This is a genomic window from Leclercia sp. LSNIH3, from assembly GCF_002935105.1.
GTDB lineage: Bacteria > Pseudomonadota > Gammaproteobacteria > Enterobacterales > Enterobacteriaceae > Enterobacter > Enterobacter adecarboxylatus.
This window is the reverse complement of the sequence record NZ_CP026387.1, coordinates 4,429,069-4,449,260: the sequence shown is the minus strand read 5'-3', so window position 1 is coordinate 4,449,260 and position 20,192 is coordinate 4,429,069. Positions and strand designations below refer to the sequence as shown.

The 20,192-nt window shown below is 59.4% G+C and carries 11 protein-coding genes; 3 read left to right on the top strand and 8 right to left on the bottom strand.

All coding sequences use genetic code 11. From position 1 onward, the window contains the following. Positions 1 to 21 precede the first annotated feature (21 nt). Positions 22 to 918: a DMT family transporter gene (locus tag C3F35_RS21550; protein ID WP_103793300.1), complete on the top strand. Its 897-nt coding sequence runs from the start codon at positions 22 to 24 to the stop codon at positions 916 to 918. Here C3F35_RS21550 and narI read toward each other — a convergent pair. From narI to C3F35_RS21525, 5 genes are all read right to left on the bottom strand, one after another. Then, on the bottom strand, positions 915 to 1,592 hold the full coding sequence (gene narI, locus C3F35_RS21545; protein ID WP_032611294.1) for a respiratory nitrate reductase subunit gamma: 678 nt from the start codon (positions 1,590 to 1,592) through the stop codon (positions 915 to 917). The genes C3F35_RS21550 and narI overlap by 4 nt on opposite strands. Further along, positions 1,592 to 2,302: a nitrate reductase molybdenum cofactor assembly chaperone gene (gene narJ, locus C3F35_RS21540; RefSeq protein WP_032611295.1), complete on the bottom strand. Its 711-nt coding sequence runs from the start codon at positions 2,300 to 2,302 to the stop codon at positions 1,592 to 1,594. Before narJ ends, narI begins: the two co-directional genes overlap by 1 nt. Beyond that, the gene (gene narH, locus C3F35_RS21535) at positions 2,299 to 3,834 is read right to left on the bottom strand and encodes a nitrate reductase subunit beta (RefSeq protein WP_032611297.1); all 1,536 of its coding nucleotides are present in this window, start codon (positions 3,832 to 3,834) and stop codon (positions 2,299 to 2,301) included. The genes narJ and narH overlap by 4 nt, the downstream gene beginning before the upstream one ends. Then, positions 3,831 to 7,574, bottom strand: coding sequence for a nitrate reductase subunit alpha (locus C3F35_RS21530; RefSeq protein ID WP_103793299.1), 3,744 nt, complete (start codon positions 7,572 to 7,574; stop codon positions 3,831 to 3,833). The genes narH and C3F35_RS21530 overlap by 4 nt, the downstream gene beginning before the upstream one ends. Positions 7,575 to 7,956: 382 nt before the next feature. Next, positions 7,957 to 9,351 carry a NarK family nitrate/nitrite MFS transporter gene (locus tag C3F35_RS21525; protein WP_103793298.1) on the bottom strand — a complete coding sequence of 465 codons (1,395 nt, stop codon included), beginning with the start codon at positions 9,349 to 9,351 and terminating at the stop codon, positions 7,957 to 7,959. A 309-nt stretch (positions 9,352 to 9,660) separates the two neighbouring features. Between C3F35_RS21525 and narX the strand changes: the two genes are divergently transcribed. Both narX and narL read left to right on the top strand, forming a co-directional pair. Further along, a complete protein-coding gene (gene narX / locus C3F35_RS21515; protein WP_103793296.1) occupies positions 9,661 to 11,457 on the top strand; it encodes a nitrate/nitrite two-component system sensor histidine kinase NarX in 1,797 nt (598 codons plus the stop codon). After that, the gene (narL, locus tag C3F35_RS21510; RefSeq protein ID WP_032611305.1) at positions 11,450 to 12,100 is read left to right on the top strand and encodes a two-component system response regulator NarL; all 651 of its coding nucleotides are present in this window, start codon (positions 11,450 to 11,452) and stop codon (positions 12,098 to 12,100) included. The genes narX and narL overlap by 8 nt, the downstream gene beginning before the upstream one ends. Positions 12,101 to 12,102: 2 nt before the next feature. On the opposite strand, the gene C3F35_RS21505 is transcribed toward narL, so the two are convergent. The 3 genes from C3F35_RS21505 to nirB all read right to left on the bottom strand — a co-directional run bounded on the left by C3F35_RS21505 (position 12,103) and on the right by nirB (position 20,184). Continuing rightward, the gene (locus C3F35_RS21505; protein WP_103793295.1) at positions 12,103 to 13,506 is read right to left on the bottom strand and encodes a YchO/YchP family invasin; all 1,404 of its coding nucleotides are present in this window, start codon (positions 13,504 to 13,506) and stop codon (positions 12,103 to 12,105) included. 190 nt (positions 13,507 to 13,696) lie between these two features. After that, positions 13,697 to 16,207, bottom strand: a complete 2,511-nt coding sequence (locus tag C3F35_RS21500; RefSeq protein ID WP_104456754.1) for a nitrate reductase — start codon at positions 16,205 to 16,207, stop codon at positions 13,697 to 13,699. Further along, complete coding sequence (nirB, locus tag C3F35_RS21495; RefSeq protein WP_103792033.1) at positions 16,204 to 20,184, bottom strand: nitrite reductase large subunit NirB; 3,981 nt, start codon at positions 20,182 to 20,184, stop codon at positions 16,204 to 16,206. Before nirB ends, C3F35_RS21500 begins: the two co-directional genes overlap by 4 nt. Positions 20,185 to 20,192: the final 8 nt, after the last annotated feature.

Genomic DNA, 20,192 nt, shown 5'->3' with positions numbered 1-20,192 from the left:
GCATTAATCAGGAGGTGTACGATGCGTGAAATTCAACAGGGCGTCTGGCAAATGAGCCTGGCGATGCTTATCTCCGGTTCCATCGGCGCGTTTGTTTTGCTTTCAGGCTTGCCGGTAACAGAAGTGGTGTTCTGGCGCTGTCTCATCGGCGCCATTGCGCTGTTTCTCTTTATTAGATTCAGTAAGCACCCTTTTAGCCCGTTAACTAAAGTCACACTGGGTCTCGCTGTTCTCGGCGGCGTCGCGCTGGTGGTTAACTGGCTGCTGCTGTTTGCCGCCTTCGAACGTATCTCAATCGGTCTGTCTACGGTGGTCTATAACACCCAGCCCTTTATGCTGGTACTGATGGGCATGTTGCTGGGTGAACGGGTGAGCCTGGTGAAATGGGGCTGGTTACTTCTCGCCTTTGGCGGCGTCGTTATTCTGCTCTCCAGCGAACTGACTGGCGGACATGAAGCCGGATGGCTGGCAGGTATCGGCCTGGCGCTGGCCGCAGCCTTCTTTTACGCCCTCACCGCCATTATCACCCGAAAATTAAAGACCATCGCGCCACAGCACATTGCCTTTATTCAGGTCCTGACTGGCGTGGTGATGCTCCTGCCGCTGGCGCAGATGCCAGCCTTCTCGACCGATTTCCCGTGGGGGATTTTATTGACGCTGGGCATTGTCCACACCGGGGTCATGTACCAACTGCTTTATAGCGCCATTCAGAAGCTCCCTACCCCCATTATCGGATCGCTGTCGTTTATCTATCCGGTTGTCGCGCTGATTGTCGATAATCTGGTGTTTAACCACGCGCTGAGCGTCACCCAGTTAGCTGGCGGGGCGTTAATTCTGCTGGCGGCAGCGGGAAATAATCTCGGCTGGGGCGAAAAAAAACCCCGCCAGAGCGGGGTTCAGATTAAAACAGCGGATTAGCGACGGGCACGCACGATCTGATATCTGCGCGTCAGGTACTCCACCGGCGCGCTCCAGATGTGCACCAGACGGGAGAACGGGAACAGCAGGAACAGCGTCATACCCAGCACCAGGTGTACACGGAAGATGAAGGCCACACCGTCCAGATGCTCAGACGCACCGCCGTGGAATGTCACCACGGATTGCGCCCAACCCACCAGCTTCAGCATTTCGCTGCCATCCATGTGTTGCGCAGAGAATGGAATGGTCAGCAAGCCCAGCGCGCACTGCACCATCAGCAGGGAGAGGATCAGAATGTCTGCCCCGGTGGTGGTGGCCCGCACACGCGGGCTGAACAGACGACGCTTCAGCAGCATCAGGCCACCCACCAGGGTCATCACGCCGCAGGCGCCCCCGGCAATCATCGCCATCTTCTGTTTTACGTCCATCGGCAGGAAGGATTCATACATCCAGTGTGGCGTCAGCATCCCGAGGAAGTGACCGGCAAAGATACCCAGGATCCCGATGTGGAACAGGTTCGATGCCATGTTCATCCCTTTGCGATCCAGCATCTGGCTGGAGGCGGCACGCCAGGTGTACTGACCGTAGTCGTAACGCAGCCAGCTACCAATCAGAAATACCGAACCCGCAATGTACGGATAGATATCGAAGAAGAACATATTCAGGAAGTGCATTATTGCTGTCCTCCGTTAGAGATATTCAAATATTGCGGGGCAACGGCACCGGCAAAACGACGCTGGTGAGCAGAGATTTCCGACTCGCCGCAGCTCTGGTCAGCAAAGAACTTCACCTGCTCCTCTTCCCAGACGGCATCCAGCGCCTGGGGAGTATCATCCCGGGCTTCATCCGCGATTTTCTCCGCCACTTTTTCACTGTCGACCGAGGCGTTTGCCAGCTTCACCAGCAGATCGAACAGCACTGCGTAGCGGCTTTCACGCTGTTGCAGACGCGCTCCCAGCAACGCCAGGATTGGCGCGATATCCTGCAATCCGCCGAGCGCCTCCTCTTTCGGCAGTTGCGCCAGATACTCAAGGTACAGCGGCAGGTGATCGGGCAGCTCGCGGCTGTCGAGCTGCATACCATGCTGCTCATACTGTGACATCAGATCGACCATCGCCTGACCGCGATCGCGGGATTCGCCGTGAACGTGTTCAAACAGCAGCAGCGAGGTGGCGCGGCCGCGGTCAAACAGCTGGCTGTAGTCAGACTGGGCATCCAGCAGATCGCGCGCCAACAGATCGCGCAGGAAAACGCCCAGGGTCTGGGCATCCTCTTTCTCCAGGTTTTCCGATGACGCGAGTGCATCGAAGAGCTCCTGTTGATGCTGCGCAAGCGCAGCATCCGGGTACTCGAGCAGACGCGAAACAATGACGAGTTCAATCATTGGTGCGGCTCCGTTTTGCTGGTCACATCCATCGCATCAATGCGGCGGCTGTTAAACAGGTTGAATTTGTTGTCTGAACCGTGGCAACCGTCGCCGAAGGTAAAGCCGCACCCGCTTTTTTCCGGGAAGGCTTCACGGGCCAGCTCACGATGGCTGCTTGGCACCACGAAACGATCTTCGTAGTTAGCAATGGCCAGATAACGATACATCTCCTGGGCCTGCGCTTCGCTTAAGCCCACCTCTTCCAGCGCGCGGGTATCGATGACGCCGTCAACGGTCTCCGCACGTTTGAAGTGGCGCATCGCCAGCATACGTTTCAGGGCCAGAAGGACCGGCTGGGTGTCACCTGCGGTCAGCAGGTTCGCCAGATACTGCACCGGGATACGCAGGCTTTCGACATCCGGCAGAATACCGTTGCTACCCAGCTCGCCCGCATCCGCCGCAGACTGAATCGGTGACAGCGGCGGCACGTACCAGACCATTGGCAGGGTACGGTATTCCGGGTGCAGCGGCAGGGCCAGCTTCCAGTCCATCGCCATTTTGTACACCGGAGACTGCTGCGCCGCGTCGATTACGCTCTGCGGAATGCCGTCTGCCAGCGCCTGAGCGATCACTTTCGGATCGTTCGGATCGAGGAACACGTCCAGCTGACGCTGATAGAGATCTTTCTCATGCTCGGTGCTTGCCGCGTTCTCAATGGCGTCTGCGTCATACAGCAGCACACCCAGGTAGCGGATACGCCCTACGCAACTTTCGGAGCAGACGGTTGGCATCCCGGCTTCGATACGCGGATAGCAGAAGATGCACTTCTCGGACTTACCGCTCTTCCAATTGAAGTAGATTTTTTTGTACGGGCAGCCGGTGATGCACATACGCCAGCCGCGGCACTTATCCTGGTCGATCAGTACGATGCCGTCTTCTTCACGCTTATAGATGGCGCCGCTCGGGCAGGTAGCAACACAGGCCGGGTTAAGGCAGTGTTCGCACAGGCGCGGCAGATACATCATGAAGGTGTTTTCGAACTGACCGTACATCGCCTTCTGCATGTTTTCGAAGTTCTGGTCTTTGGCGCGTTTTTCGAACTCGCCCCCCAGAATCTCTTCCCAGTTTGGCCCGCTGGTGATCTTGTCCATGCGCTGGCCGGTGATCAGCGAGCGTGGGCGGGCGATCGGCTGGTGTTTGCTTTCCGGCGCGTTATGCAGGTTCTGATAATCAAAATCAAACGGCTCGTAGTAATCATCGATGCCCGGCAGATGCGGGTTAGCGAAGATTTTACCCAGCAGCAGCGCGCGGTTACCCATACGTGGCTGCAGTTTACCGTTGATTTTACGGATCCAGCCGCCCTTCCACTTCTCCTGGTTTTCCCAGTCGGTGGGGAAGCCGGTACCCGGCTTGCTTTCCACGTTATTGAACCAGGCGTATTCCATACCTTCGCGGCTGGTCCAGACGTTTTTACAGGTGACTGAGCAGGTGTGACAGCCGATGCATTTATCCAGATTCAGCACCATGCCGACTTGTGAACGAATTTTCATTTTACGCTCTCCTGTATCTGGTCATTACCTTCGCCGTCTAACCAGTTAATATTCTTCATCTTACGTACCACCACGAACTCATCGCGGTTCGATCCTACGGTGCCGTAGTAGTTAAAGCCGTAGGCCAGCTGCGCATAGCCGCCAATCATGTGGGTCGGTTTCGGCGTAATACGGGTCACGGAGTTGTGGATCCCGCCGCGCTGCTCGGTGATTTCTGAACCTGGCAGGTTCACGATACGTTCCTGCGCGTGGTACATCATGGTCATCCCGGCAGGCACACGCTGGCTCACTACTGCACGGGCGGTGAGTGCCCCGTTGCTGTTGAACACTTCGATCCAGTCGTTATCTTCAATCCCCAGATCTTTAGCATCCGCTTCGCTCATCCAGACAATCGGACCGCCGCGCGACAGGGTCAGCATCAGCAGGTTGTCGCTGTAGGTCGAGTGAATACCCCACTTCTGGTGCGGCGTCAGGAAGTTCAGCGCCTTCTCCGGGTTACCGTTAGATTTCTTGCCCATCACAGCTTTCACCGAACGGGTATCGATAGGTGGACGATAAACCAGCAGGCTTTCACCGAAATCACGCATCCACTGATGATCCTGATACAGGGACTGACGGCCAGTCAGGGTACGCCATGGGATCAGCTCATGAACGTTGGTGTAGCCGGCGTTGTAAGACACATGTTCATCTTCAAGTCCTGACCAGGTCGGGCTGGAGATAATTTTGCGCGGCTGGGCCTGAATATCGCGGAAGCGGATCTTCTCGTCTTCTTTATTCAGTGCCAGATGCGTATGGTCACGACCGGTAAATTCACTCAGCGCCGCCCAGGCTTTCACCGACACCTGACCGTTGGTTTCCGGTGCCAGGGTAAGGATCATCTCTGCCGCATCAATCGCCGTGTTCAGCATTGGCTGGCCTTTGGCCGGGCCGTCTGCTTTGGTGTAATTGAGCTTACGCAGCAGATCCATTTCGCTCTGGGTGTTCCAGGCAATGCCTTTACCACCGTTACCGATCTTCTCCATCAGCGGGCCGATAGAGGTAAAGCGCTCATAGGTTGCCGGATAGTCGCGTTCAACCGGGATGATGTGCGGTGCGGTCACGCCCGGAATCAGGTCGCATTCGCCTTTTTTCCAGTCCTTCACGTCCAGCGGCTGGGCCAGTTCAGCGGCGGAGTCGTGCTGGATTGGCAGCGTCACCACGTCGGTCTCTTTGCCCAGATGTCCTACACAGACTTCGGAGAATTTCTTCGCGATATCTTTGTAGATATCCCAGTCGCTTTTGGATTCCCAGGCCGGGTCAACGGCGGCTGAGAGCGGATGAATAAACGGATGCATATCCGAGGTATTCATGTCGTCTTTTTCATACCAGGTGGCGGTAGGCAGCACGATATCGGAGTACAGGCAGGTGCTGGACAGACGGAAGTCCAGGGTCACCACCAGATCCAGCTTGCCGTCCAGACCGTTATCTTTCCACTCCACCTCTTCTGGCTTCACGCCGCCCTGCTTGCCGAGATCTTTACCCTGGATACCGTTTTCAGTGCCCAGCAGATACTTGAGCATGTACTCGTGGCCTTTACCGGACGAGCCGAGCAGGTTGGAACGCCAGATGAAGAGGTTACGCGGGTGGTTTTTACCGTTTTCCGGCTGTTCCGCCGCGAAACGAATCGAGCCTTCTTTCAGGGATTTGACGGTGTAATCAACCGGCGTCATGCCTGCTTTCTTCGCCTCTTCCGCGATGCGCAGCGGGTTGGTTCCCAGCTGTGGTGCAGACGGTAGCCAGCCCATGCGCTCTGCACGCACGTTGAAGTCGATCAGGTGGCCGCTGTAGCGGGATTTATCTGCCATCGGCGACAGCAACTCCTGCGCGGTGACCGTCTCGTAACGCCACTGGCTGGAGTGGTTATAGAAGTAGGAGGTGCTGTTCATGTGACGCGCCGGACGCTGCCAGTCAAGGGCAAACGCCAGCGGCTGCCAGCCAGTCTGGGGACGCAGTTTTTCCTGGCCGACATAGTGCGCCCAGCCGCCGCCGCTCTGACCGACGCAGCCGCAGAAGATCAGCATGTTGATCAGCCCACGATAGTTCATATCGAGGTGATACCAGTGGTTCAGACCGGCACCCACGATGATCATCGAGCGACCGTGGGTTTTATCCGCGTTATCGGCAAACTCACGTGCGGTGCGGATGATCTGCGCCCGCGGTACGCCGGTGATCTGCTCTGCCCAGGCCGGGGTGTAGGCTTTCACGTCGTCATAGTGCGTCGCACAGTTTTCATCGTTCAGACCGCGCTCCAGGCCGTAGTTGGCCAAAGTCAGGTCGTAAACGGTCGTCACCAGCGCGGTGGAACCATCCGCCAGCTGCAGGCGTTTTGCCGGCAGTTTGTGCATCAGGACGTTTTGCAGTTGGACCTTGTTGAAGTGCTCAGAGCCTTCACCGCCAAAATAAGGGAAGCCAACATCGGCGATCTCATCCTGGCTGCCCAGCATGCTCAGGCGCAGTTCGGTCTCAACGCCTGTCGTACCATCACGCTGTTCAAGGTTCCATTTACCTTTTTCACCCCAGCGGAAACCGATAGAACCGTTAGGCGCCACCAGCTCGCCGTTGCTGTTACAGGCAACGGTTTTCCATTCCGGGTTGTTTTCCTGGCCCAGCGCATCCACCAGGTCGGCGGCACGCAGCATACGGCCAGCGGCGTAGTAACCGTCGCGCTCTTCCAGCATGACCAGCATCGGCATGTCGGTATATTTGCGCACGTAATCAGTGAAGTACTGGCTTGGCTTATCGAGGTGGAATTCACGCAGCATTACGTGGCCCATCGCCAGCGCCATCGCGGCATCTGTACCCTGCTTCGGTGCCAGCCACAGGTCGCACAGTTTGGCGATTTCAGCGTAGTCCGGGGTCACGGCAACGGTTTTGGTGCCTTTGTATCGCACTTCGGTAAAGAAGTGGGCGTCCGGGGTACGGGTCTGTGGAACGTTAGAACCCCAGGCGATGATGTAGCTGGAGTTGTACCAGTCAGCAGATTCAGGCACATCGGTCTGCTCACCCCAGGTCTGCGGAGACGCTGGCGGCAGATCGCAATACCAGTCGTAGAAGCTCAGGCAGGTGCCGCCGATCAAGGACAGGTAACGCGCGCCAGAAGCATAGGAGACCATCGACATCGCCGGGATTGGCGAGAAGCCCGCGACACGGTCCGGGCCGTAGGTTTTGACGGTATAGACGTTAGAGGCAGCAATCAGCTCATTCACTTCCTGCCAGGAGGAGCGTACAAAGCCGCCACGACCGCGAGCCTGCTTGAAGCTTTTCGCTTTGTCGGCGTCTTCGATAATGGATGCCCAGGCATCAACCGGATCGCTGTGCTGCACTTTCGCTTCACGCCACATTTTCATCAGGCGTTTACGCATCAGCGGATATTTCAGACGGTTGGCGCTGTAGAGATACCAGGAGTAGCTGGCGCCACGCGGGCAGCCGCGCGGTTCATGGTTCGGCATATCCGGGCGGGTGCGCGGGTAGTCAGTCTGCTGCATTTCCCAGGTCACCAGACCGTTTTTCACGAAAATCTTCCAGCTGCATGAGCCGGTGCAGTTTACGCCGTGGGTGGAACGGACAACTTTGTCATGCTGCCAGCGCTGACGGTAACCGTCTTCCCAGTCCCGGTTGGTTTCCAGAACCTGGCCGTGCCCATCGGCAAAAGTCTCGCCCTTCTGTTTGAAGTAGCGAAACCGGTCCAAAAATTTGCTCATCGGGTATCTCCTGTGTGGAGCCTGTGGCTCTCTAAATCGACATTGCTGATTTGCAGCGAAGGTAACGCTATGAAAGATTGTGGGAATTGATAACGATCAAGTGGAACGGGGGATGTAAAAGGAGGCTAATCCTTATCTACCTCTAAAGCGGTACAAGCATATTCATCGCAACCATCTGTTATATATCGTTATTTTTTATTTATCCTACAAAAGAGCGTGAAGCAGACAGGCGCGGTGGTATTAAGGGGTAGAACATCCTGTTCAGCGATGGCGATCACAGTGGCGACCACGATAGATGCGGTAACCACCATCAGTATGTTGTAACTAAATACAATCTAAAAAAAGCGCGGCACCAGGCCGCGCAAACGGATAATCAACTTACTTACTTTTTATTAGAATTGCGTCCGTATACCAGCCAGGTGACAAACACGCAGACGATATAGAAAACGAGGAACACTTTCATGGCGCCCGCCGGTGAACCGGTCAGATCCAGAGAGATGCCAAAGGCTTTAGGGATAAAGAACCCACCGATTGCGCCAATCGCAGAGATAAAGCCCAGCGCGGCTGCGGTGTCGGTGGCCGCTTCACGCATCGCCTGCTGTTCGTTGCCGCCCTGCGCTTTTACGCGATCCATCGTCAGCTTACGGAAGATGACGGAAATCATCTGGAAGGTCGAGGCACTACCCAGTCCGGCGGTCAGGAACAGGACCATGAACACCGCGAAGAAGGCACCAAAGTTACCGCCCACGCCGTTAACCGGCAGGGTCATAAACAGCAGGGCACAGAAGATCGCCATCACCACAAAGTTCACCAGTGTCACGCGGGTGCCGCCCAGACGGTCAGAAATCATCCCCCCGGTGGAGCGCGCCAGTGCGCCAATGAACGGGCCGAAGAAGGCATAGTGCAGGATCTGCACGTCCGGGAACTGGGTTTTCGACAGCATTGCAAACCCGGCAGAGAAGCCGATAAAGGAGCCGAACGTCGCCAGATAAAGCAACGCCATGATCCACAGATGGGCGCGCTTCAGCACCGGCAGCTGTTCGCTCAACGAGGCTTTAGACGCCGCCAGATCGTTCATACCGAACCAGGCCGCCAGAGTAAATACCACCAGGAACGGCACCCAGATCCACGCCGCATTTTGCAGGAACAGGTACGAGCCATCGTCCTGCTCAACGCCCGCGCCGCCAAAGGCTGCAAAGATAGAGACGGAGATCGCCAGTGGCGCAATCAACTGCATCACGCTCACGCCCATATTGCCCAGGCCGCCGTTGATGCCCAGCGCCCCACCCTGTTTCTGTTTCGGGAAGAAGAAGCTGATGTTCGCCATGCTGGAGGCAAAGTTAGCGCCTGCAAAGCCGCACAGCAGGGAGATAATCACAAAGGTGCTGAAGGGAGTAGAGGTATCCTGTACCGCAAAGCCCAGCCATACGCACGGAATAATCATGATCCCGGTACTGAAGGCAGTCCAGCGGCGACCGCCGAAAAGCGGCACCATAAAGGCATAAGGCACACGCAGCAACGCACCGGAGAGCGCCGGTAGCGCCGTTAACATAAACAGCTGGTCGGTGGTAAATTTGAACCCCACTTTTGGCAGGTTAACCGCGACGGCACTAAACAACATCCAGACGCAGAACGCCAGCAGCAGACAGGGAACCGAAATCCATAGATTACGACTGGCTATACGTTGGCCGCGCTGTTGCCAGAACGCCGGATCTTCCGGGCGCCACTCCGTAATAACCGGGCCAGAATCCCTTTCGGGGGTAGTTGAGTGACTCATAGACACCTCTGATTCTTAAAAGATGCTACAAAGATCAGGGTTTTAAGCAGACAGGAAGTTGATGTAAATCAAGGGGAAGGCGGGCAGATTCTGCGCCAAAAAGTCGCTATACTCCCTGGTGAGTAGCGTATTCCGCTAAAAAAGGTGTGGTTTTTCACGGCGCTGCTACTCCCGACTACCCCCCTCCTTCCATTCGTCCGACAAATGGCAATTAGTGGGTAATCCTTTTGGGGTATGGGTATACTCCAGGGGATGCCTGAGAATAGGCCGCTTGCCGGATTCAGGCATTGTCAGGAGCCAGACTGCCCTATGTTTAAACGCTGCTTTTCACCGCTAACGCTGGTTAACCAACTGGTGTTGATTGTCATGCTGTCCACCGCAATTGGGGTGACGGGGATGGCAATTTCCGGCTGGCTGGTCCAGGGCGTGCAGGGCAGCGCGCACGCCATCAACAAAGCCGGTTCGCTGCGCATGCAGAGCTATCGTCTGCTGGCGGCGATCCCGCTGGAAGCCAAAGATCAGGGCCTTCTTACAGAGATGAACGCAACGGCGTTCAGCCCGGCACTGGAAAGCGCAGCACAACGCGATAATCAACAGGCGCAGCTGAAAGCCCTGCAGGATTACTGGCAAAATCAGCTGGCACCGGGGCTTCAGCAGGCGCAACAGCCTGACGCGGTCGCCAGTGACGTCGCGGCTTTTGTCAGTCGCATCGATAACCTGGTCTCCGCCTTCGACAGCAATACCGAACAACGCATTGAACGGGTGGTGCTGATGCAACGGCTGATGGTGCTGTTTATGGCGCTGCTGCTGGTGTTTACCATCCTCTGGCTACGTGCCAGGCTGCTGCACCCCTGGCGGCAGTTGCTGGCGGTAGCCCGCGCCGTTACCCAGCGCGATTTTACCCAACGCACCCACATCAACGGGCGCAATGAGATGGCTATGCTCGGCGACGCACTGAACACCATGTCTGGCGAGCTGGCCGAAAGCTATGCAGTGCTGGAGCAGCGGGTGCGGGAAAAAACCGCGGGGCTGGAGCAGAAGAACGAGATCCTCTCTTTCCTCTGGCAGGCCAACCGCCGACTGCACTCCCAGGTACCGCTGTGCGAGCGCCTCTCGCCGGTGCTAAATGGGCTACAGAATCTGACCCAACTGCACGATATTGAGCTCCGGGTGTATGACAGTGAAGATGAAAAAAATCACCAGGAGTTTACCTGTCAGTCCGACGCCAGTTGCGATGAGATTGGCTGCCGTCTCTGCCCGCGCGGCCTGCCGCCGCTGACCACCAGCGGAACAACCCTGAAATGGCGCCTGGCCGATAACCTGACGCAGTACGGTATTTTACTGGCGACCCTCCCCGCCGGACGCCATCTTAGCCACGATCAGCAGCAACTGGTGGATACCCTCGTAGAGCAATTGACCGCCACGCTGGCGCTCGACCGCCACCAGGAAAAACAGCAGCAGCTGATTGTCATGGAAGAGCGCGCCACCATCGCCCGCGAGCTGCATGACTCCATCGCCCAGTCGCTCTCCTGCATGAAGATGCAGGTCAGCTGCCTGCAGATGCAGGATACCGACCTGCCCGAGAGTAGCAAACAACTGCTGAGCCAGATCCGCAACGAGCTGAACACCTCCTGGGTGCAGTTGCGTGAACTGCTGACCACCTTCCGCCTGCAGCTGACAGAACCCGGCCTTCGTCCGGCGCTGGAGGCCAGCTGTCAGGAGTTCAGCGCCCGACTCGGCTTTACCGTGTCGCTGGATTACCAGTTACCGCCCCGTTTTGTGCCTTCTCACCAGGCCATTCATCTGCTGCAGATCGCCCGGGAAGCGTTAAGCAATGCGCTAAAACACGCCGGGGCGACGGTGGTTTCGCTCACCGTCAGTCAACACGACAACCAGGTCAAACTGGTGGTACGTGACAACGGCCGCGGGTTACCGGCCAACGCCGAACGAAGTAACCACTACGGTCTGATTATTATGCGTGACCGCGCGCAGAGTCTGCGTGGAGATTGTCAGGTCCGTCCCGGCGAGTCTGGCGGAACGGACGTTATTGTCACCTTTATTCCCGAAAAGCCTCTTTTCACTGCCCAAGGAGAACACCATGTCTAATCAGGAGCCAGCCACAATCCTGCTAATCGACGACCATCCGATGCTGCGCACCGGCGTAAAACAACTTATCAGCATGGCCTCGGATATCACCGTCGTGGGCGAAGCCAGTAACGGCGAACAGGGCATTGAACTGGCCGAAGCGCTCGATCCTGATTTGATCCTGCTTGACCTGAATATGCCCGGTATGAACGGCCTGGAAACGCTCGATAAACTGCGCGAGAAATCGCTCTCCGGGCGCGTGGTGGTGTTCAGCGTCTCCAATCATGAAGAGGACGTGGTCACTGCCCTGAAACGCGGCGCCGATGGGTACCTGTTGAAAGACATGGAGCCGGAAGATCTGCTGAAATCCCTGCAACAGGCGGCGGCGGGTGACATGGTGCTGAGCGAAGCCCTGACCCCGGTGCTGGCGGCCAGCCTGCGCGCTAACCGCGCCACCTCCGACCGCGACGTGAGCCAGCTCACCCCGCGCGAGCGCGATATCCTTAAGCTGATTGCCCAGGGCCTGCCGAACAAGATGATCGCCCGCCGACTTGATATCACCGAAAGCACGGTCAAGGTGCATGTGAAGCATATGTTGAAAAAGATGAAGCTTAAATCACGGGTCGAAGCTGCGGTGTGGGTGCATCAGGAACGCATTTTCTGAGTTTACTCGTCCGGCAGCAGCGCCCAGCGCGGATCCGCTTCTGGCAGGGCCAGTAGCGGCTGCGTCAGAGCCAGCGTGATCTCATTGGAAGAGACACGCTGCCCGGCTTTATCTTCCACCACCACTGACAACCGCCAGCGATTAGTCGCCCCCTCGCGGTTATCCCACGCTGGCAGAATAATGCTCCAGCCCTCGCTGTCATTAGCCTTCGCCGGTGAGGTCAGGCTCAGCGCCTGCGTGTCCCCCTGCCAGTTCAGGGTACGCACCCCATGACGGCTGCGAATATCCAGTTTCAGCACCACCGTTTCACCCGGTTTCAGATCCCATGGTGGCGTCGCCAGCCACACCGACAAGGTTTTACGCTGCCGGAACTCCAGCACCGGCAGATTCTCGCGTTCCGGCGGATCGTAGCGGCTGCCCCGCAGCGAGCGGCTGTCGATCACTTCGCTGGCAGAGAGTTGTTTTTTCAGCGGCACGCCAAAGCGATAGTTGAGCTTCAGGCCGAGATTGTTCTGACTCACCCCGCTCTCCCCCTGCTTGTGTGCGGCGGACAGGGTCACCAGCGGCACCGGGGTATAATCCAGCCCCAGATTAACCGCCAGCGGATTACGATAGCCGGTGCCGGTATGAAACAGATCGACATTGTCGCCGTAGTATTGTTCAAAGCTGACGCTGGTATTGAGGTGATGATAGAACGGCAGCCAGGCTTTGGCGGTAATGTCGTAGCCGCGCGCCATGCGCTGCTCCTCTACCGCCGAGCTGTCACGCCAGCTGGCGAAGGGCTGATAGTAGTTGGCCGACAGCCGCAGGTATTCGCCCCAGGCTTCGGCACCCAGCCCGGCGCGTTGCAGGTTCTCATCCAGCAGGTTGTCGTAAAAGGTGTTGTAACCCAGCAGCCATTTGCCCGCCACCCAGCGCTGGCCGATGCCCGCGTTGCTCACCAGGCCGTCTTCCTGTTGGGTGAGACCCAGCTGGCTCCAGGTCAGATAGTGGTTGTTATCCTGCCAGGGGATGAACCAGCTGCCCTTGCTGCCGGTGAAACGCCCTTCGTCGTTCACCAGCAGATCCACACTGGCGTTTCCCCAGGGAGAGAGCCACGACTCGATGTGCTGGTTGACCTCCTGACTGACCGCATCCCGCACCTGCCCGAGGGCAAACTGCCGGGCCTGCTCTTCGGTGGTGAGGCCATTGTCGGTCATGCTGGCCTCACCGAAGGCTTTCGCCATTTCCGCCAGGTGCTTTTCCGCTTCCCCGGTGGGGGTCGCCATACCCAGATCCGGCAGGCTGTCGCCGTTATTATCAAAGGGGTTTTGCGCCTGATGAACAAAGGAATTCGGGGCAGCCTGAACGGCTCCGACATAACAGAGGAGAAAGCACAGCGAACGAATGCGGGGGGAAACAACCATCACCGTCGGGAAAGGGCACCTGTGTTAATAAAAAATAGAGTAAACACCTTAGCGCGATTGGGGAAAATTTTCAGCCATAAGGGAAATTTCAGGAATAACCTGAAAGGGTTCAGGCGATAAGTGTCGAATGACGCTACACCTACCCGGCCTGTGCGCCCTGCTGGCCAGATAAGCGTAGCGCATCAGTTAGTTACACCCGTACAGAAAGCATCGCTTTCAGCTCCGGCACGCAGGAGCCGCAGTTGGTGCCGCAGCGAAGTTTCGCCCCCAGCGCCGCCGCCGAGTCGCATCCTCCCGCCATCGCTTCGCGGATAGCGTTTTCTCCAACGCTGAAACAGCTACAGATAATGCGTCCAGGCTCGACGTGCTCACCGGGCTGTTGCCCGTTCAGCAGGGCGTGACGTTCAGCCAGCTGCACCGGCGCGGTACGAAAAGCCTCTTCGATAAAGGTATACGCCAGCACCGGCAACCCGGTGCCTTGCCAGAATCCTAACATCAGTGCCCCGTCATGCCAGGCCAGCACGCTGCTTCGCTCGCCGGTTTGTGCGATTTGCAGCTGCCAGCCCTGCCCGGTGCAGTGCGCCATCAGCCATTCCAGCAGCGGCTTATCTGCCGCCAGAGTCATGCGTGATACACCGGCCGTCGCCTTGCGCCACCAGTGGACCCAGGTCGGCAGCGTCAGTTCTTCCCGGCTGTAAAGCTCCCCCTGCCAGGCAGGTTGCCACGGCATAAGCCGCACTGCGGTTTGCTTGCTCTCCGGCTGACCGGAATGCGGATCGCAGCGCCCCTCCACCAGCGCATTCACCTTGCCCTGACGGGAGAAACAGCTGTTCCAGTGCATCGGAACAAACAGCTCCCCGTCCCGCTGGCCGGGATTGATCTTCGCGCGAGCCACCATCAAGCCGCGCGGGGCGCTGATGCGCGTCAACTGCCCCTCCTGCACCCCCAGCCGTGCGGCGTCCTGCGGGGAGATATCCACCGTCGGCTCAGCGAGGTGCTGCATCAGGCGCGGCACATAGCCGGTGCGGGTCATGGTGTGCCACTGGTCGCGGAGACGCCCGCTGTTGAGCATCAGGGGATAAAGCAGATTTGGCGTCGCGCCGTGCGGCTGCGGGGTGACCTGCACCCGGCGGGCGTGGCTTAACGCCTCGCGATCAATCGGCCACTGCCAGGGCGCCAGGGCATCCCACTCTGCGCGGGTGAGCTGCGCCAGCGCCGCCAGGTTCAGCTGCCGATCGCCGTGGTTCTCAAAGGCCGTCAGCGCGGCGTGCTCGCTAAAAATGGCGTGGGGATGATCCCAGGCAAAGGCCGCGCCGTGGCCCAGCCGTTGTGCAATGCGGGCGATGATCCACCAGTCGGGCTTTGCCTCGCCGGGGGCGGGTAAAAAGGCCCGCTGGCGGGAAATACGGCGTTCGGAGTTGGTTACCGTCCCCTCCTTCTCTCCCCAACCGAGCGCCGGAAAGCGGATGTGGGCGAAGCGGCTGGTGTCGGTGTCGCGCATCACTTCCGAAACCATCACCAGCGGGCAGGCCGCCAGCGCCTGACAGACCGCATGGCTGTCCGGGAGCGACACCGCCGGGTTTGTGCCCATGATCCATACCGCTTTCACCTCTCCGCGGGCAATGGCCTCGAACAGTTCCACCGCCATTAATCCGGGCGTTTGCGCCAGCCGTTCAGTTCCCCAGAAACGCGCCACCCGGCTCAGATCGTCCGGGGTAAAGTGCATGTGCGCCGCCAGTTGGTTGGCCAGCCCACCCACCTCGCGCCCGCCCATCGCATTGGGCTGACCGGTCAGCGAAAAGGGTCCGCAGCCGGGGCGGCCGATTTTGCCGCTCGCCAGATGGACATTAATAATCGCATTGCACTTGTCACTGCCGCTGGTGGACTGGTTGATCCCCATGGTATAGAGCGTCACTGCCCGCGAGGCAGCGATAAACCAGGCGTAAAACGTGGCGACGTCGTCAGACGACAGCCCGCAAAACGCCGCGACCCGCTCAATCGACCAGTCGCTGCCCTGCCCCGGCTCGATAGCGTTCAGCAAGCCGACAAACAGCCCGGCATCACTGCCCGGTGCCAGGGTCAGATGCAGGTCGGCAATCTCGCAGGTCGCGGTGCGCCGCGGGTCGATCACCACCACCTTCATCGCCGGGTTATTCGCCCGCGCCTGCACCAGCCGCTGATAAAGCACCGGGTGGGTCCAGGCGGCGTTAGAGCCGACCAATACCACCAGGTCGGTCTGCTCAAGATCCTCGTAGCTGCACGGGACAATATCCTCCCCGAAGGCGCGCTTGTAGCCCACCACCGCCGAGGACATGCAGAGCCGGGAGTTGGTGTCGATGTTCGCCGCGCCGATAAAGCCTTTCATCAGCTTGTTGGCGGCGTAGTAATCCTCGGTCAGCAGCTGGCCGGAGGCATAGAACGCCACCGCCTGGGGGCCGTAGGTGTCGATGATCGCCCGCAGGCGGGCGCTGGCGGTATCCAGCGCCTGTTCCCAGCTCACCGGCTGGTCGTCCACCTCCGGGTGCAGCAGTCGGCCCGCTAAGCCCGTTGTCTCTCCTAACGCCGAGCCTTTGACGCACAGTCTTCCGAAGTTGGCCGGGTGGCGGTCGTCGCCGCGCACGCTTACCTCGCCGTTTTCGACGCGGGCGATCACCCCGCAGCCTACGCCACAGTAGGGACAGGTAGTTTGCGTTTCACTCATGAGGCCTCCGCACGCATCACCAGCTCTTCGCTTCCCACCAGCACCCGGTCACCGTCAACTTTCACTGGCCAGGCGCGTACCGCCACTTCGCCGGTATCGACCTGCCGTCCGTCGCGCAGGCGGATGCGTGTTTTGTACAGCGGGGAGATCACCACAGGCTCACCGCCAGCATCGCCGAGAATGCCGCGGGAGAGTACGCTGACGCTGCCGCCCGGCTCCCTGTCTTCCAGCGCATAAACCGCCTTACCAAAGCGGAACAGTGCGATGTGCTGCCCACCCAGACGAGCGCCAATTCCGGCCTCTTGGGGGATCTCGTCGAGGGTGCAGACCGCCTGCCAGCGTTTTGTTGCCACCGGGGCAGCCTCGAGGGTACGGAACTGCGCCAGACGGCCAGGATCCTGTAAGGTGGTCTGCCATTCGCACTGATATGTATCCACCACGCGCTGCATCTCCTGCTCCAGCTCGTCGGCAATGCCGAGGCTGTCGTCAATGATCACTTCGCGGAGGTACTCCAGCCCGCCTTCGAGGTTATCCCGCCAGGTGCTGGTGCGCTGCAGGCGATCGGCGGTGCGGATGTAAAACATCAGGAAGCGATCGACATAGCGCAGGAGCGTGGCGTCATCGAGATCGCTGGCAAACAGATCCGCGTGGCGCGGCTTCATGCCGCCATTACCGCACAGGTACAGGTTCCAGCCCTTATCCGTGGCGATCACCCCCACGTCCTTACTCTGGGCTTCGGCACACTCACGGGTACAGCCCGACACCGCCATTTTGATTTTGTGCGGCGCGCGCAGCCCCTTGTAGCGGTTCTCGAGGATCACCGCCAGCCCGGTGGAGTCCTGCACGCCGTAGCGGCACCAGGTGGAACCGACGCAGGATTTCACCGTGCGCAGGGATTTGCCATAGGCATGCCCGGTTTCAAACCCGGCATCGATCAGTTGCTGCCAGATCTCCGGGAGTTGCTCCAGCCGGGCACCAAACAGGTCGATACGCTGCCCGCCGGTGATTTTGCTGTAGAGCTGATAACGTTTGGCGATCTGGCCGATGGCGATCAGCCCGTCGGCAGTCACTTCCCCGGCGGCCATGCGCGGCACGATGGAGTAAGTACCGTCTTTCTGGATGTTGGCAAAATAGCGGTCATTGGTGTCCTGCAGCGGCAGATGGGCCGGTTTCAGCAGGTATTCATTCCAGCAGGAGGCCAGTACCGATCCCACCAGCGGCTTACAGATTTCGCACCCGTGGCCCTGCCCGTAGCGGCTGATGAGCTGTTCAAAGGTATGGATGCGGTTGACGCGCACCAGGTGGTAAATCTCCTGACGCGAGTACGCGAAGTGCTCGCAGATGTCCTTTTTCACCTCCACGCCCTGGGCTGCCAGCTGGAATTCCATCACCTGTTTCACCAGTGCGCTGCATCCGCCGCAGCCGGTGGCCGCTTTGGTGCACTGTTTTACCGCCCCAATGTCGGTCGCGCCATTGCTTACCGCCTGGCAGATATCGCCTTTGCTGACGTTATGGCAGGAGCAGATCTGCGCGCTCTCCGGCAGGGCCGCGACCCCCAGCGCTTTCGGCGCACTGCCTGCCACTGCGGGCAGGATCAGGTTCTCGGGATCCTTCGGCAGGGGGATATCGTTAAGCATCATCTGCACCAGGGTCGCGTATTCACTGGCATCCCCCACCAGCACCCCGCCGAGCAGGGTTTTGCTGTCGGCGCTGACCACGATCTTTTTGTAGATCTGCTGCGGGCCGTGGGTCCACTGGTAGCTTTGCGCCCCCGGCGTGCGGGCGTGGGCATCGCCGAACGAGGCCACGTCCACCCCCAGCAACTTGAGTTTGGTGCTCATGTCTGCCCCGGTGAAGGCATTCGCCTCTCCGGCCAGGGTGGCCGAGGCTACCCGGGCCATTTGATAGCCTGGTGCCACCAGGCCGTAGATTTTCCCTTCCCACAGGGCGCACTCGCCGATGGCGAAAATGTCCTCATCGGAGGTGCGACAGTGGTTGTCGATGGCGATCCCGCCGCGCTCACCCAGCACCAGACCGCAGCCCCGGGCCAGCGCGTCCTGCGGGCGGATCCCGGCAGAAAAGACCACCATGTCGGTGGCCAGCTCGCTGCCATCGGCAAAACGCAGCACCTTGCCCGCCCCGGTATCAGCGATCTCCGTGGTGGCTTTGCTGATATGTACCCCCACGCCGAGGGCTTCGATTTTGCGCCGCAGCATGGCAGCGCCGTCGTTATCGAGCTGCACCGCCATCAGGTTCGGGGCGAACTCCACCACGTGGGTCTCCAGCCCAAGCTGTTTCAGGGCGTTGGCTGCCTCCAGCCCCAGCAGCCCGCCGCCGATCACCACCCCGGTACGTGAGCCTTTGGCGTGCGCAGCGATGTTATCCAGATCGTCAAGGGTGCGGTAGACAAAGCAGCCCGGCAGCTCGCGCCCCGGCACCGGCGGCACAAACGGATAAGAGCCGGTGGCCAGCACCAGTTTGTCCCAGTGGGTTTCATGCCCGCCAGCGGTGCGTACCACCCGGGCGTCGCGATCGATGGCGACAATCTGCTGCGACAGGCGCAGCTCAATGCCGTTGTCGGCAAAGAAGTCGCCGGCCACCATCGACAGTGAGTCGGCGCTGCGTCCGGCGAAGTATTCCGACAGATGAACGCGGTCATAGGCGGCGTAGCGCTCTTCACCGAAGACCACAATCTGGTATTGCTGATGCAAACCGCGGTTCACGCAGTCTTCAAGAAAATGGTGGCCGACCATACCGTGCCCAACCACAATCAGAGTAGGTTTTGTCATCGCGTTTTGTCCTGCAACCTGCGGCTGCGTAGTGAATCGATCGAACAGCCAGTCCGCCTGAGCGGGTTCTGACGTAGCCAGTAATTCGGTAAGGGTGGCCGCACTGCGACACTCCCCCATCAGCAGCACGCCTGCCAGCGTGCCGTTGCGAACCAGTAAGCGGCGGTAGTGGTGGGTCAGCGGATCCCAGCTGGTCCACACCGCATCATTTTCCCGGGCAGTGATTTCTCCCACACTGAACAGCTCAACCCCGGTCACTTTCAGGCGCATGCCGGTTTGCATCGGGGTAAAGGGCGTCACACTCTCTCCGGCCAGACGCGCGGCGAGGATCCCGGCCTGGGCGAGACACGGAGCCACCAGCCCCCAGGTTTGCCCGTCTATTTCGCAGCACTCGCCGATGGCGCTGATGCCGCTTAGCGTGCTGCGCATCTGGTCATCCACCAGGATACCGCGCCCGCACGGCACCCCGCTGGCCTGGGCCAGGGCAATGTTGGGGGTCACGCCGGTCGCCAGCACCACCCGCGTGGCCGCTAAGGTGCGCCCGTCACTGAGGGTGACGCTGTCGGCAGCAATCGCCGTCAGGCCGCTATTCAATTCACAGCCGATGCCCCGCTCTGCAAGCGCCTGCTCCAGCAGCAGCCCGGCCTGCTGATCCAGCTGCTGCTCCATCAGCCACGGACCACGATGAACCAAAGTGACGTTGTCACCGTGACGTTGTAACGCCGCGGCCGCTTCCACCCCGAGCACCCCGCCCCCCAGCACCACCGCCGGGCCGGGTGTCGTCAGAATGGCGTTCACGTCGTCGAGGGTGCGGAAGGTAAAGACGTGCGGCAGACCACTGCCAGGTATCGGCGGTACAAAGGGCTGCGACCCGGTGGCGAACACCAGCTCATCCCACCCCATCAGCCGTTTATCGGTACGCAGCATCCGCGCCGCGCACTCCACCGCCAGGACCCGCTCCCCGCTCAGCACCGTAACGCCGCGCTGCTGATACCAGGCCTCATCGTGCAGCCGGATGGCGGCAGCCTCTTTCTCGCCTCCCAGCACTGGCGACAGCTGTATACGGTTGTAGGCTGGCATCTGTTCGTCACCGATGACGGTGATCGCGTAGCGACCGGGCGCGCGGTCAGTCAGCGACTCAATCAGCCGCGTTGCCGCCAACCCGTTTCCAATGATGACCAGGCGCATGGTGGTGC